The organism is Bradyrhizobium sp. 170, assembly GCF_023101085.1.
Taxonomy (GTDB): Bacteria; Pseudomonadota; Alphaproteobacteria; order Rhizobiales; family Xanthobacteraceae; genus Bradyrhizobium.
In genome coordinates this window covers 3,007,685-3,021,799 of record NZ_CP064703.1, presented here as the reverse complement: position 1 = coordinate 3,021,799, position 14,115 = coordinate 3,007,685, and the positions used below count along the sequence as shown (strand labels likewise).

The 14,115-nt window shown below is 60.4% G+C and carries 12 protein-coding genes; 1 reads left to right on the top strand and 11 read right to left on the bottom strand.

The window, feature by feature from the left end; translation table 11 throughout:
* Positions 1 to 37: 37 nt before the first annotated feature.
* The 4 genes from IVB05_RS14115 to IVB05_RS14100 form a co-directional block, all read right to left on the bottom strand.
* Entirely contained in the window at positions 38 to 2,227 is a 2,190-nt protein-coding gene (locus tag IVB05_RS14115; protein ID WP_247784956.1) for a type I secretion system permease/ATPase, read from the bottom strand.
* 48 nt (positions 2,228 to 2,275) lie between these two features.
* On the bottom strand, positions 2,276 to 4,204 hold the full coding sequence (locus IVB05_RS14110) for a hypothetical protein (protein ID WP_247784955.1): 1,929 nt from the start codon (positions 4,202 to 4,204) through the stop codon (positions 2,276 to 2,278).
* Positions 4,205 to 4,341: 137 nt separating this feature from the next.
* Complete coding sequence (locus IVB05_RS14105; protein ID WP_247784954.1) at positions 4,342 to 5,157, bottom strand: hypothetical protein; 816 nt, start codon at positions 5,155 to 5,157, stop codon at positions 4,342 to 4,344.
* Between the two features lie 293 nt (positions 5,158 to 5,450).
* Positions 5,451 to 6,038 carry a hypothetical protein gene (locus tag IVB05_RS14100; protein ID WP_247784953.1) on the bottom strand — a complete coding sequence of 196 codons (588 nt, stop codon included), beginning with the start codon at positions 6,036 to 6,038 and terminating at the stop codon, positions 5,451 to 5,453.
* 362 nt (positions 6,039 to 6,400) lie between these two features.
* Here IVB05_RS14100 and IVB05_RS14095 point away from each other — a divergent pair, with 362 nt between their 5' ends.
* A complete protein-coding gene (locus IVB05_RS14095) occupies positions 6,401 to 7,276 on the top strand; it encodes a response regulator transcription factor (RefSeq protein ID WP_247784952.1) in 876 nt (291 codons plus the stop codon).
* A 402-nt stretch (positions 7,277 to 7,678) separates the two neighbouring features.
* Here IVB05_RS14095 and IVB05_RS14090 read toward each other — a convergent pair.
* From IVB05_RS14090 to urtC, 7 genes are all read right to left on the bottom strand, one after another.
* Positions 7,679 to 8,622 (bottom strand): IS630 family transposase gene (locus IVB05_RS14090; protein WP_247777928.1). Its coding sequence is split into 2 segments (ribosomal slippage): positions 7,679 to 8,284 and positions 8,287 to 8,622, totalling 942 coding nucleotides; the frame shifts between segments, so codons are not numbered across the junction.
* Positions 8,623 to 8,712: 90 nt separating this feature from the next.
* Entirely contained in the window at positions 8,713 to 9,753 is a 1,041-nt protein-coding gene (locus tag IVB05_RS14085) for an aliphatic amidase (RefSeq protein WP_247784951.1), read from the bottom strand.
* A 42-nt stretch (positions 9,754 to 9,795) separates the two neighbouring features.
* Entirely contained in the window at positions 9,796 to 10,137 is a 342-nt protein-coding gene (locus tag IVB05_RS14080) for a zinc ribbon domain-containing protein (RefSeq protein WP_247784950.1), read from the bottom strand.
* Positions 10,138 to 10,229: 92 nt separating this feature from the next.
* Positions 10,230 to 11,459 carry a formamidase gene (gene fmdA / locus IVB05_RS14075; RefSeq protein ID WP_108513395.1) on the bottom strand — a complete coding sequence of 410 codons (1,230 nt, stop codon included), beginning with the start codon at positions 11,457 to 11,459 and terminating at the stop codon, positions 10,230 to 10,232.
* 36 nt (positions 11,460 to 11,495) lie between these two features.
* Positions 11,496 to 12,185: an urea ABC transporter ATP-binding subunit UrtE gene (gene urtE, locus IVB05_RS14070; RefSeq protein ID WP_247784949.1), complete on the bottom strand. Its 690-nt coding sequence runs from the start codon at positions 12,183 to 12,185 to the stop codon at positions 11,496 to 11,498.
* 17 nt (positions 12,186 to 12,202) lie between these two features.
* The gene (urtD, locus tag IVB05_RS14065; protein ID WP_247784948.1) at positions 12,203 to 12,958 is read right to left on the bottom strand and encodes an urea ABC transporter ATP-binding protein UrtD; all 756 of its coding nucleotides are present in this window, start codon (positions 12,956 to 12,958) and stop codon (positions 12,203 to 12,205) included.
* An 11-nt stretch (positions 12,959 to 12,969) separates the two neighbouring features.
* The gene (gene urtC / locus IVB05_RS14060) at positions 12,970 to 14,115 is read right to left on the bottom strand and encodes an urea ABC transporter permease subunit UrtC (protein WP_247784947.1); all 1,146 of its coding nucleotides are present in this window, start codon (positions 14,113 to 14,115) and stop codon (positions 12,970 to 12,972) included.

Here is a 14,115-nt window from a genome sequence, read left to right as displayed (position 1 = left end):
TAACCTCGTTGCTGTCAAACCCGGCAGACGTCCTCGATCAATTCAACGAAGGCGGATCGCCCGGCCCGGTCGGGATATTGTTCGGCTTGCGGCCGGTGATCATCGGAATGATCTCGTCGCGGCTGCCGAAAGCCTGCACCGCGCCCTGATGCAGGATCATGATCTTGTCGACGCTCATCAGCAGCGCCGCGCGCTGGGTGATCGTCACCACCGTGATCTGTTTCTCCTTGGCGCGCACCAGCGCCTTGGCGAGCGCCCGCTCGCCATTGGCGTCCAGATTCGAATTCGGTTCGTCGAGCACGATCAGGCGCGGGTTGCCGTAGAACGCGCGCGCCAACCCGATCCGCTGCCGCTGGCCGCCCGACAGCGGACTGCCGTCCATGCCGACGATGGTCTCGTAGCCCTGGGCAAAGCTGGAGATCATCTCATGCACGTCGGCGGTCTCGGCGGCGTCAAACACGTCCTCGTCGCGGGCGTCGTCACGCATCCGGCCGATGTTGGCCTTGATGGTGGCCGGGAACAGTTGCACGTCCTGCGGCAGGTAGCCGACGCTCTCGCCGAACTGGCGCGGATCCCAGTTGCGCAGGTCCATCATGTCGAGCCTGACGCTGCCGGCGGTCGGGATGATGGATCCGACCAGCATGCGAGCCAGCATGGTTTTCCCGGTGCCGGAGTCTCCGACGATGGCAAGCGATTCCCCGGGCTTCAATTGAAAGCTGATTCCGTTCAGGATCACCTTCTTGTTCGGCGGCGGCACGTAGAGAATGCGCTCGACATTGAGATATCCTGCGGGACGCGGCAGGCGGAGGCGCTCCAGGTTGAGCGGCGAGTTCAGCAACAGCGCCCTGACGCGGGCATAGGCCGAACGCGCCTGCACGAAGCTGCGCCAGCCTTCGATGGTGCCCTCCAGCGGAGCCAACGCGCGGCTCGCGACGATCGAGGCCGCAATCACCATGCCGGCGGTGATCTGGCTTTCCAGCGCCAGCCATGCGCCCCAGCCCAAAATGGCGATCTGGGTGCATAGCCGCAGGAACTTCGACAATCCCGTCATCAGGATATTGCGATCCTGTCCGATCACCTGTGCCTTCAGGGACTCCACGGTCTCGCGGCCCCATACCTGGACGCCTTCCGGAATCATGCCCATCGCATTGATGACCTGGGCATTGCGGGCCATCGATTCCGCCGTCAGGTTTGCCCTGGCGCCGTAATTGTTGGCCTGGTTGAACGGGATCGCGGTGACGCGCTGGTTCAGCAGCGCTACGATGACCAGCGCAACGCCCGAGCCCAGCACGATGAATCCGAGATGCGGATGGATCAGGAACACGACGGCGAAATAGACCGGCGCGACCGGCGTATCGAACATCGTCAGCAATACCGGACCGGTAATGAACGCGCGGAGGTGCTGCAGGTCGGCCAGCGTCTGGAATTCGCGGCTGGATCCACTCTGCGCGGATTTGGCGGCGGCGCTCAGCACCGGTCCGCCCAATTTAGCTTCGGTCTCGACCGCCACCCGCATCAGGATAATGCGGCGCATCATGTCCATCAGCACATGCGCCGCGATCGCAACGATCACGATGATGGTCAGCATCACCAGCGTGTCCGTGCTGCGGCTGGTCAGCACGCGATCGGACATGTTGAACAGGTAGATCGGAATGGCGAGCACCAGCAGGTTGACCGCAACCGAGAACAGCCCGACGGTCACCAGGTTGCGGCGCGCATTCGCCAGACCGCTGCCGAGCACGTCCCTGAATTCATTGTCGCTGGAACGCTTATGCAGCGGCGGCGAGTTACCGCCGCCGCCGCCACCCCCACCGCCGCCGCCTGAAGAGCCGCCACCGTCCTTGTCACCTCCGGTGCGCAGCGGGGGAGCCGGAACCGCCTGCTCGATCACGACGGTGGATCCCGGCGGCGTCTTGGCTTCCGTCTTGGCCTCAATCCTGGCTTCAGGCTTGGTTTCAGTTCTGGCTTGAGTCCTGGCCTCAGTCTTGGCCTCAGTCTTGGCCACCTCCCGCAGGTATGGCTCGGCCGACGGCGGCTCGGCGGTCTTGGCTTCGGCCGCGCCACTCTTCTCGTCGGCGAATTTGACGACCGGATCTTCGCCGCGCGAAGGCGGAGGATCAAACCACGGGCGAAGCGGTATTATCTTCGCCGTGCTCGCCGTCGCTTCGTCATGCTGACTCAGGCGACAACTTCCGGCGCTGCCTGGACGATCATCCCAGCCCCACATTTGAAAACTCTCCTGCAACTGCAATAAGCAAAACAACTGCCCTCGCCGCTAATGCAACATGCTCGCCATCGGGTCTGACTGCACCGAATTGACGATCGCTGCCGGCGGCGGGCTTGTCGTGTCCTGAGGGTCATCGACGAAAGCAATGAGTTCGGTTACTAGGGCGTTGGTATTGGCGTTGACGGCACTGGACTCCGCCGGCACCAGATCGGCCTGCACCAGAATGGAATCGGTGTAGATCTCGCCCCTGACGTAGGTCACATCAGGGTTGACGTCGACGATCGCAGCGTCATTGGCAAGTTCGTTGCCTCCGGTGGTAACGGACCGCGTCACCGCGCCGTCGGTATCAAGCGCCATCAGATCGGCCAAGGGCTGGTTCTGAAGCTGATACATCACGTCGACGTCGGAGGTGATGTTGGTCTGCCAGATCGCATTGATGTCGTAATAGTCGCCGGTGATGTAGAGGACCTTCAGGGGACCGCCATGGCCGATGAGGGCGCCGGCCAGTTCGGGATCGAGTGATGTCAAGCCGGCGGCCAGCAGGCTTTCGATCAACTCGAGGTTTGCGGGCAGTTCGTCAAAGGTATCGCCGCCATAGTTTGCAACCGCGGCTTCGTTCAACAGGCTGTTGTCACCTGAATTCACGGATTGAGACGGATCGGCGCCGTCGGCCGCCATCTTGATCTTGTCGTTGTCCAGCAAGATGTTGTTTTGAAAGATGACGTTCAGGCCGTGATAGCTGCCCTTGATGATGATCAGGTCGTATTCAATGCTGCCGTCAAGGATCTGTGCCAGATTGCCCTGGGTATTGTAACCTCCGACGAGGTTGTAGTGGGAACTGCTGCTGACCTGCGTTGCCACATCGTTGTCGGAGAGATAATTGACCTGAGCCACTGCATGAACGCTGTAGAAGTCACCGTCGACCACATCGACGATCCAGTTCGCGCCGGCAAACTGGGCCGGGAAGCCGGCGTAGATGCTGGGGTTCTGAAGAAAATCGGCGATGTTGGTCGCGACGTTCTGATCGCTGGTTGAAGTTGGCTCGCGGTCCCCGCCCGATACGCGGACCTCGTCATCGTCCATAATGGTGTTGGTCTGGAAGATGGCATCGGTCTTGAAGTAATCTCCCATCACCACCATGGTGCGGGCGGACTCGCCGATATCGACGATCAGCGCCGCGTTGATGCTGAAGTTGCCGCCCAATGAGGCCCACTGGCCGATTCCGTCTCCGGTGTCCGGCAATTCCGGCGGCTCGGCCGGCGGCGTCGTTTCGGATGGCCGTTCCTGCAGTTCGCCGTTGACATAGTAGCCAGGGGTTACCGAGTGCGCATCCGGCGCACCGCCGCCATCGGCCCAGGCCGCGTCGCGAGCGATCAGGAAATCCGTGGCGCCGCCATCGCTCTGCGGCATCTGCCAGTCGACGGGAATCGCGGCGTTCGCATCGGCCGCCAACTCCTCAATGGTGGCCATCGCATCGCTGTTGAGTTGTGTGATCAGAGGTTCAACGGCGACCAGGAGATTCGCCGGCAGATTGGCGTCATCGTCATGCATGAAGTTGTATTGATGAACCGTCAGTTGGGTCTCTGGACCACCATCCTGGTACTTCACCCTGACGTGATGGTCGGCACCGCCTCCGCCACCGCCACCCGGCGGTTTTGGCAGCGGGACGCTCGGCGCCGGCGAACGCGGAAAGAAATCGGAATCGTCGTCCTGCGGACTACGGAGCAGCTTTAGCGGGCGTCCGCGAACGAAATGGATCGGATCGTCCGGCATCAGCTCCGGCACCGGGCCCGCCATCGTCTCCATATCATCCGGCACGACGCGATAATCGTAATTCGGCCGAAGCGTGGTGTAATCGCCGGGCGGACGCGGCGCGAGACTCTCGTCATACTGGACGCGGTCGCGGGCGATATCGTGGAAGATCTGCAGATATCCTGCGAAGTGGGAAATTATCTCAACGAAATTCGCTGACGCCATGGGAACCTCCCAGTCGCCGTAAACTGTTGAAGCCGCGGTAACGGCCCTCAGTTCGTGTCGGCAACTGCAGCGACTGAAATGAATTGACTGGCAAAAAAGACCCGCGCGGCTGGCGCCGCGCGGATCGAACGCAAAAACTACCCTATGTCGTTATCAGTCAGATTGTCACCAGCAGCCTGAATGGTGATGCTGTTGAACTGGATGTTCGCACCCTGCGTGATGTTCTGATCGAAGGCAGACTGGTTGAGAACTGCATCGGCACTGGACGAAACGTTTGCACGATCGCCAATATCGCCGGCGTCGATCCTGGACGTCCCGCCCTCGATCTTGGCGTCCATGCTGAAGCTGGCACCCGGCTCACACCACGATCCACCGTTGCCGCCATAGTAGGTGGCATACGAGCTGTTGGTGTCGTTATCGACCAGGTTGTTGACCTGATCAATATTGAACTGGTTGCCGTCGTTCATCGTCTGGGTCACGACGTCAGGCATGACGACAGAACCGTGCGTGTCGAAGTCGTAGAGAGCGATTACCGGGGTGCTCAGGCCGCTTGTGTCCACATCGACATCCACATCGACATCAACGTCTACCTTGGTCTCGACGGTGTTTTCGATCTTGTTTTCGATGTTGTTGTCGATCTTGTTGTCGACAGTATTGTCAACGTCGTTGTCGAGATCGTTATCTACCTTGTTGTCGAGCTTGTTGTCGACGGTATTCTCGTTCTTGTTCTCATTCTCGTTCTTGTTGTCATTGTCGTTGTCGTTCTCGTTCTCGCTCTTGGAATCCAGCGACTGCACGGCAAACTGCAATTGACCCTGACCCTGGCCTTGCCCCTGACCCTGGAGCTGAGCCTGGAGATTGGCCTGCGCCTGCAACTGGTCTTGCTTCTGGTCCTGATCCTGGTCCTGGTCCTGATTGTTCTTGGGGACGTACTTCTTCTGTGGCTTACTCATGACGAGCTCCTGCGATTGGAGCATCGCGGACGGAACGAGATCGCTGATCTTCTAAGTCTGCGGTCTTCGAAGCGCGGCGGTGCTCTTCAATGTCGGGTCTTCCGACTGCCGGCACCTCGCCTTATTGCGGGTGTCAGCATTGTCAGTTTGCCGACACATCTTCGCCAACAACATGCACGCATTAGATGCATCGCTGTATCTTGCGATATCAACCATCGATTGCAGTTGGCGCTTGGAAAGAGTCAGGCGTTGATTGAACTGGAGGCGTGACCGTCCCTCATCGCCGGCCTGCCTCAAGCCGCATCGCGGGGCACGCTGTGTGGCTGCGCGCCGCAGACATGCGCTTCAAGGCGCGGCAGCAGATCCCAGATCTCGCGGTTGATTTTCGCCATTTCGTGGGTCGTCCGCAGCATCTCCTGCAGACGGTTTTCGTCCAGCGCCTTTATCTCTCCGAACTTCAGGCTCGACCTTGTTTCCACCAATCGCATCGACTGGGTGTGGGTGATGGCGCCAGTGGAATCGAAGATGAACATGCAATGATTCAGTTCATTGCGAACCTTGGTGGACTCCGAGAAGCGTTCGATGAGAGCAGCCAGATTTTTCGACAGAGCCTTGTCGGAAACCCTGATCTTGGCCAGTCGCTGGATCAGATCGAGTCTCGCGCGGGTCGTGTTCAGTGTCGCGAACACGACGGCGGCGGAAGCCTCGTCGGTGCGCAGAAGAATCATGAGCACGTAGATGAAAAGGCTTTCATTGTTCGACCAGCTGCAGATCAGGTTTCCCATCAGGGCCTGAACGAATGTGCGGCGGTCTGCCGATGCGGGAGCCGCAGCAGCTAGTTGGTCGAAGTCCGGTTTTGGAGGCAACTTGCTGACAAACATGGCGATGGGTCCGCAGATGCAGGCCGGCGATATTCACTCATTTGAGCGTACCGACTTCGTCGCCAAGGACGTACATATCGAAAGATATATTTAGCAGAGGTTGGGTGTTGGCATCTATGCAACCGTTATATTCAAAAAATACCACCTTCTGGCTATGATCTTGCTGCAGTTCCCCCGTTTTGGACGATTTCTTGTCACACTCGCGGTTCTTGGCAATCGCTTGGAACAAGAGTAAACTTTTATGCACAATTAAGATGCTAAGTGATGTGTTTCACAGCGACCTAGAAGGGCCCGAGGCAATCTATCGATAGTCATAGAATGTAGTTGTCGATAGTTATACGACGTAATGTAAGGGGCGCGTTATGTCAGTCCCATTTAAGAAGACGGTTTTCCTTGTAGACGCGATGGCCTTCAGACGAGCTCGCGCAGAGAGCTTTTTAAATCCGTGGGCCCGGAACGAAAGCGTCGAACTGGTTTCGCTCGACCCTGACGACGCCCACACAAGACTCGTCGAGCGCGCCGTATGCGACATGCTGATCTACAGCGTCGGCGCTCCCTCTCCCCACGAGGTCTTCACCGAGATCCAAGTGTTGCATACGCTTCGCCGTGACGCGGCGCTCGCCATCGTCTCCGACGATGAAAATCCCGCCACCGTTCTCGCTGCAATCCGTTGCGGCGCCCAGGGTTATTTCAGCAATTCCATGGCGCCCGAGCTCGCGTTGCAGGCCCTTTCGTTCGTCCTTCATGGCGGCACTTATTTTCCACCAACCGCCTTCCTGGCCAGCCAGACCTTCAGCGCGCCGGCGCCCATCGAATACAAACAGCCCGACCTTCCCCAGGAGCAACTGCTTCCGGGGCCTGAACAACAGACGCAGGCGCCACCTCTCAGGCCGGAGGACGGGCTTTACGAGCAGCAGGGCTCCCCATTCGACGACAAGGCGGCTGGCGTGCCGCGCGACCACGGCTTCAACGGCGCGCGGCACGCGCCCGAGTTTACCGAGCGGCAGTACGCCGTTCTCGTTTGCCTGTGCCAAGGCGACCCCAACAAGGTGATCGGTCGCAAGCTCGGCATGACCGAAACGACCGTGAAAGTCCATGTCCGCGAAATCATGCGCAAGCTGGGCGTAAGCAACCGGACACAAGTCGCGATCGCCGGGGCGCACGTCTGCTCGGACGGCGCGGTCGAACTGGATCCCGCGGATTCATCCATGGCGGTCAGGTCGTCCATACCTCACTAGAGTGAATTTTCGGCACTGCATGCCGAGCGCCATTGCGCCATCCTTGCGGAAATGAATCAGCGCCCGATCGGTTCCACAATGAGCGCGTTGGATAAGACACCGGGATCATTGGTACTAATCCTTCCGACGTGGCGGTTCACGGAAGATGGCGTGCCCTGCAGGCTCCCCCTCGTTCCCCTCACCGCTCCGCTCCTGCCGGCATTCGCGGCAGGGACGCAGTTCCGAAAGAAAAGCCGGGCCCGGACGCCCCCCTTCGCGCGGCCGATGGCGCGCCGACGGCCCATCGCTCAGCGCATCGACGACCTGGCAGGCCAGCGCGAAGCGCCTGAGCCGAAGTCGCGCTCGACCGGCTCCGCGGCGATGTGGCCGGACCGGCTTTCAGCGGTCTAGAGCGTGATGAGTCTAGGTTTGGTCATAACCGGCGTTGGCGAAGTAATTGGCGCATTCGGCCGGTGATACGGTGTCGAGGATTGGAGCGATAGCATCGTAGACGGCCTCGGTGGTTCGCTGCGCGGCTTTGCGCAGCCAGTGTTTGAACTTGGCAAAGAACTGCTCGATTGGGTTGAGATCTGGCGAGTATTTCGGCAGGTAGAAGAGTCTTGCGCCGGCGGCACGGATGGCGCGACGCACGGCGCGGGCCTTGTGCGAGCCAAGATTGTCCATGACCACGATGTCGCCGGGCCGCAGGGTCGGAACCAAAACCTTCTCGATGTAGAGAAGGAAGGCTTCGCCGTTGATTGGCCCCTCGATGAACCAGGGAGCGGTGATGCGATCGTGGCGCAAAGCGGCCATGAAGGTCATGGTGTGCCAGCGGCCGTGCGGCACCTTGGCTTTGAGACGTTGACCACGCGGCGCCCAGCCCCGTAGCGGCGCCATATTGGTTTTGGTCCAGGTCTCGTCGATGAACACCAGCCGAGTGGGATCGATCCGATTCTGATACTTGGTCCACTGCATCCGCCGACGGGCAACATCGGGACGATCCTGCTCGGCGGCAATCAGCGTCTTTTTTTGTAACTGAGCTTCTCAGCGTGGAGGAACTCCCACATCGTGCGGTAATCGACCTTGAGCCCACGCACAGCGAGTTCGGCCACCAGCCCGCGCACGGTAAAATCCTTCCGGCACCGTTGCATCAGCCATTCGCGGTGCGGCCCCGCAATCTTCTTTGGCCTATAGCCGCCGATCTGGTCCGGCTTGACGCTGCCGGTCTCGTGGAAGCGCTGTACCCAGTTGATCGCCGTGCTGATGCCCACCCCAAATTGGGCGGCCGCCTGATGCCTCGACAGGCCGCCTTTGATGACAGCCTTCACCACCCGCTCACGAAGGTCGTTCGAATAGGGTTTTCCCATCCATGCTGGCCTCCTTCCCAGCCAGCATGTTGAATCAGAAGCCTTCCGATTTGGGAATCCTCAATCGATTCAAACTAGACCCATCCCGCTCTAGTAATTGCTTCCCGTCAGCTCATTCGGGATGCCGTCGATCGGGCACTCGTCGGTCCCAACCGTCGGGCGGGTCATCGCCTCGACCATTTCGCGTGTGCCTTCCGGATCGTCGATCCATTTCTTGTAGAAATCATAGGGGCAGGACGCGACGCCCTTCGCGCCCTCACCGGAATTGATCATGCCGGTATAGCCGCGATGCAGCAGCTTGAAGAGATGGTTCTGCGACTGGCCGTTGCGGCGCGCATCGCGGATCAGGCTCTTCGACAGTCCGGCGTACTGGATGCCGTACTCCTCCTCGCCGGTCTCGCCCAGCGTGCGGCCGTCGAAGCCGATGATCGCGGAGTGGCCGAAATAGGAATAGACGCCATCAAAACCGGCGGCATTGGCGACCGCGACATAGACATTATTGGCCCAGGCCATCGCCTTGGAAATCAGGATCTGCTGTTCCTTGGCCGGATACATGTAACCCTGGCAGCGCACGATCAGCTCGGCGCCCTTCATGGCGCAGTCGCGCCAGATTTCCGGAAAATTGCCGTCGTCGCAAATGATCAGGCTCACCTTCAGACCCTTCGGGCCATCGGACACATAGGTGCAGTTGCCGGGATACCAGCCTTCGATCGGCACCCATGGCATGATCTTGCGGTATTTCTGGACGATCATGCCCTGGTCGTTCATCAGGATCAGGGTGTTGTACGGCGCCTTGTGCGGATGCTCCTCGTGGCGCTCGCCGGTGAGCGAGAACACGCCCCACACTTTGGCCTTGCGGCAGGCTTCGGCGAAGATTTCCGTCTCGGCGCCCGGGATCTGCGAGGCAGTCTCGTACATCTCCTTGGAGTCGTACATGATGCCGTGGGTGGAGTATTCCGGGAAGATCACGAGATCCATGCCCGGCAATCCCGTCTTCATGCCCACCACCATGTCGGCGATCTTGCGGGCATTGTCGAGCACCTCGGCCCTGGTGTGCAGGCGCGGCATTTTGTAGTTGACGACTGCGACGCCGACCGCGTCTTTGCTGGAGGAAATGTCACCGTGGAGCATTGGATCGCCTCTTGTTCTGGTTTGAGTTTGAAGGATCGCGCCTCAGTGGCTGATCATCCATGGACGTGCGGTCGGAAAGCCCTTGGCGCCGCTCTTTGTCTTCGTCACTAGGCGCGCCGGCTTCTGGCTCGAACAGCAGCCGCAGCCGGGGCCGTGTGAGGCCTTGTATTCACCGAGCGTCTTCGGCGCGTTGGCGCTACGCTCATTGGTGGCGTGCGCTTTCCGCTTGTCCGACGGCATGCAGAAGAACGCCGGCGCGGTCAGGATCACACGCGGCGAAACGTTCTCGCATTGCGGGCAGTCCTGCGGATCGTCGCATTCGGCCATCGGCCGCATGTCCGTGAACGGGCCGCAATCGTTGCAGAGATATTCGTAGACGGGCATCTGGTTTTCTCGCGCGATGGTTGGATGATCACGACGTTGGATGCGGGGCGGCCGTCACGCTTAAGCCGTCCCGCATCCTTCTCGCGCAGGGATCACTTGTCCGGCGAGATCGGCATCTGGATGTCGCCCGTAATGTGTTTGATCGGGCCCGCCGACGACGGCATGATGTCGAAGTCGAAGATCTCCGTCGGCAGCCAGAGCGTCGCGCAGGCGTTCGGCACGTCGACCACGCCTGATATGTGGCCCTGACACGGCGCGGTACCGAGGATCGAATAGGCCTGCGCACCGGAGTAGCCGAACTTCTTGAGATACTCGATCGCGTTCAGGCACGCCTGACGATAGGCGATGTGGACGTCGAGATAATGCTGCTTGCCGGCCTCGTCGACCGAAATGCCTTCGAAGATCAGGTAGTCCTTGTAGTTCGGCGTGATCGGCGACGGCTTGAACACGGGGTTCTTGATGCCGTACTTTGCCACCCCGTCCTTGATGATATCGACCTTCAGGTGCAGCCAGCCGGCCATTTCGATCGCGCCGCAGAAGGTGATCTCGCCGTCGCCCTGGCTGAAATGCAGGTCGCCCATCGAGAGCCCGCCGCCCGGCACATAGACCGGGAAGAAGATCTTCGAGCCGCGCGACAGATCCTTGATGTCGCAATTGCCGCCATGCTCGCGCGGCGGCACGGTGCGGGCGCCTTCGGCGCCGACCTTGGCCTTCGCGTCGCCCTTGGCACGGCCGGCATGGGCGGTCGCCGCGAACGGCGGATTGGCGAGGCCCGGCACACGGGTCGGATTGGTCGCGATCAGCGCAGTCTCACGCTCGTTCCAGGTCGCGAGCAATTTCGGATCCGGCAGACAGCCGATCAGGCCCGGGTGGATCAGGCCGGCAAAATTCACGCCGGGAATGTGACGCGACGACGTGTAGAGACCCTTGATGTCCCAGATCGACTTCTGCGCCAGCGGGAAATGATCGGTCAGGAAGCCGCCGCCATTTTGCTTGGAGAAGAAGCCGTTAAAGCCCCAGAGGCTTTCCTTCAGCGGACCGACGTCGAGCAGGTCGACCACCAGCAAATCTCCAGGCTCGGCGCCCTTGACGCCGATCGGGCCGGACAGGAAATGCACGATCGACAGATCGATGTCGCGCACGTCGTCGGCGGAATCGTTGTTCTTGATGAAACCGCCGGTCCAGTCATAGGTCTCGATGATGAAATCGTCGCCGGGGTTGACCCACGAAACCATCGGGATATCGGGATGCCAGCGGTTGTGAATCATGTCGTTGTCGTAGGCCGACTTCGAAAGATCGACCTTGATCAGTGTCTCTGGCATCGATAGCTCCCCTTTTAGACAGCACAGGTTGGGTTTTCAGACGGACAAGAATTTTGAGACTTGCGCGGCATCGACGCTGTCGCGCGGGTCGTCGCGGACGATCTCACCGTTCTCAATGACGAGCACGCGGTCGGCGATGTCGAGCGCGAAGCTCAGCACCTGTTCGGAGACGACGATCGACAGGCCACGCTCGTCGCGAATACGTTTCAGCGTGCGCGCCATGTCCTTGATGATCGACGGCTGGATACCTTCGGTCGGCTCGTCCAGCAGCAGCACTTTCGGTTTGGTGGCGAGCGCGCGCGCGATCGCCAGTTGCTGCTGTTGCCCCCCGGAAAGATTGCCGCCGCGGCGGTCTTTCATCTCGAGCAGCACCGGGAACAGCTCGTAGATGTCATCAGGCACTTCCGAGCCGCCCGACACCACCAGGCCGGTCTCGATGTTCTCCTTCACCGTCATGGTCGAGAAGATCATGCGGCCCTGCGGCACGTAGGCGAGGCCCTTGGCGACGCGATCGTAGCTCGGCAGCGCAGTCAGCTCTGCGCCTTCCATGCTCACCGAGCCGCTTTTGGTGGGCACGATTCCCATTAGCGACTTCATCAGCGTGGTCTTGCCCATGCCGTTGCGGCCCATGATCGCAACGATCTCGTTGGGCGCCACCGACACGTTGAGGCCGTGCAGCACCTCGCTCTGGCCGTAGGCGACGTGTAGATCCGAAATAGCCAGCATGAACGTGCTCCCTGGTGTCAGTGTCCGAGATAAACTTCGATCACCTTCGGATCGTTCTTGACCTTGTCCATCGTGCCCTCCGACAGGATTTGGCCCTGGTGCAGGACTGTGACCTTGTGGGCGATGTCCTCAACGAATTTCATGTCGTGCTCAATGACCAGCACGGAGCGGTCCTTGATGATGCGGTTGAGCAATTCGGCGGTCTTGGCGCGCTCGCTCACGCTCATGCCGGCGACCGGCTCGTCGAGCATCAACAGATCCGGGTCCTGGATCAGCAGCATGCCGATCTCGAGCCATTGCTTCTGGCCGTGGCTCAACTCGTCGGCATAGGTGTCGAGCCGGTCCTTCAGGAAGATCATTTCCGCGACTTCCTCGACCCGTCCCCTCACCGCGGCGTCGCGCTGGAAGGTCAGAGAGCCGAACACGGTGCGGCCGCGCGGATAGGAAATCTCGAGATTCTCGAACACGGTGAGGTCTACGAACACCGACGGCGTCTGGAACTTGCGGCCGACGCCGGTCTGCACGATCTCATTCTCCTTCAACCGGGTGAGCTCCTTGCCGCGAAACTGGATCGAGCCGGAGGTCGCCTTGGTCTTGCCGCAGATCAGATCGAGCACCGTGGTCTTGCCGGCGCCGTTGGGGCCGATGATGACGCGGATCTCGTTCTCCTCGACATAGAAGGAGAGATTGTTGACCGCCTTGAAGCCGTCAAAGGAAACCGTGAGCGCCTCGACCGCGAGCAGGAATTCCTTGGGCTGGTGACCGATGAGCATGATCTATCTCCTCACTCCGCCGGCGCGCCGTCGGCGACAGAATTGTCGGCCCACGGGCTGTCCGGCTTCGATTTGCGCGATGCCAGCAGCCGGTCGATGCGCGGCTGAACGTAATCGGCCCAAATTCCCGACAGGCCGTTCGGGAAGGCCAGCACGACCGCGATGAACAGCGCGCCGAGGCCGAACAGCCAGAGCTGCGGGAAGGATTCTGAGAGGCCGGTCTTGGCAAAATTGACCAGCAGCGAGCCCCACACCGCGCCGAAGATCGACATTCGTCCGCCGACCGCGGTGTAGATCACCATTTCGATCGACGGCACGATGCCGACAAAGGACGGCGACATGAAACCGACATTGAGCGCAAACATGGCGCCCCCGATCGCGGCAAACATGGCGGCGGCGCAGAAGGCGAAAATCTTGAAGTTGGCGACGCTGTAGCCGGAGAAGCGGACGCGGTCTTCCTGTTCGCGCATCGCCACCAGGATGCGGCCGAGCTTGGTCAGGCGGATGAACTGCGCGATGCCGATGCAGGCGAACAGCAACACCACCTCGACGAAATACAGGATGATCTTGGCGTGGTCCGGCCGGATGTCCCACCCCTTGAGGGTGCGCAGGTCGGTCATGCCGTTGATGCCGCCGGTATAGCCCTGCTGTCCCACGATCAGGATGGTCAGGATCGCGGCGACGGCTTGGGTGATGATCGCGAAATAGGTGCCGCCGACGCGGCGCTTGAACATCGCCGTGCCGATGATCAGGGCGAACAGGCCGGGCACCAGGATGATTGCGGCGATGGTAAAGGTGAGGCTGTGGAACGGCTGCCAGAACAGAGGCAGCGAGGTGATCTGATTCCAGTCCATGAAATCCGGAATGCCGGGCGTGGACTGGATCTTGGTGTTCTCGACGCTGGAGGCTTCCAGCTTGAGGAACATCGCCATGCAGTAACCGCCGAGGCCGAAGAACACGCCCTGCCCCAGGCTCAGAATGCCGCCATAGCCCCAGCACAGCACAAGCCCGATCGCGACAAAGGCGTAGGTCAGATATTTCGCGACCAGGTTGAGGCGGAACACATCCAGCGACAGCGGCAGGATCACGAACAGGACCGCGGCCAGCGCAATGAAGCCGATGAGCTCGGATCGATTGAAGAAGCGTGAGGTGATCAT

Excerpts from the sequence above, each read along its gene's own strand:
- IVB05_RS14115 (WP_247784956.1), bottom strand. The coding sequence starts at position 2,227 with ATGTGGGGCTGGGATGATCGTCCAGGCAGCGCCGGAAGTTGTCGCCTG.
- IVB05_RS14110 (WP_247784955.1), bottom strand. The coding sequence starts at position 4,204 with ATGGCGTCAGCGAATTTCGTTGAGATAATTTCCCACTTCGCAGGATAT.
- IVB05_RS14105 (WP_247784954.1), bottom strand. The coding sequence starts at position 5,157 with ATGAGTAAGCCACAGAAGAAGTACGTCCCCAAGAACAATCAGGACCAG.
- IVB05_RS14100 (WP_247784953.1), bottom strand. The coding sequence starts at position 6,038 with ATGTTTGTCAGCAAGTTGCCTCCAAAACCGGACTTCGACCAACTAGCT.
- IVB05_RS14095 (WP_247784952.1), top strand. The coding sequence starts at position 6,401 with ATGTCAGTCCCATTTAAGAAGACGGTTTTCCTTGTAGACGCGATGGCC.
- IVB05_RS14085 (WP_247784951.1), bottom strand. The coding sequence starts at position 9,753 with ATGCTCCACGGTGACATTTCCTCCAGCAAAGACGCGGTCGGCGTCGCA.
- IVB05_RS14080 (WP_247784950.1), bottom strand. The coding sequence starts at position 10,137 with ATGCCCGTCTACGAATATCTCTGCAACGATTGCGGCCCGTTCACGGAC.
- fmdA (WP_108513395.1), bottom strand. The coding sequence starts at position 11,459 with ATGCCAGAGACACTGATCAAGGTCGATCTTTCGAAGTCGGCCTACGAC.
- urtE (WP_247784949.1), bottom strand. The coding sequence starts at position 12,185 with ATGCTGGCTATTTCGGATCTACACGTCGCCTACGGCCAGAGCGAGGTG.
- urtD (WP_247784948.1), bottom strand. The coding sequence starts at position 12,958 with ATGCTCATCGGTCACCAGCCCAAGGAATTCCTGCTCGCGGTCGAGGCG.
- urtC (WP_247784947.1), bottom strand. The coding sequence starts at position 14,115 with ATGATCACCTCACGCTTCTTCAATCGATCCGAGCTCATCGGCTTCATT.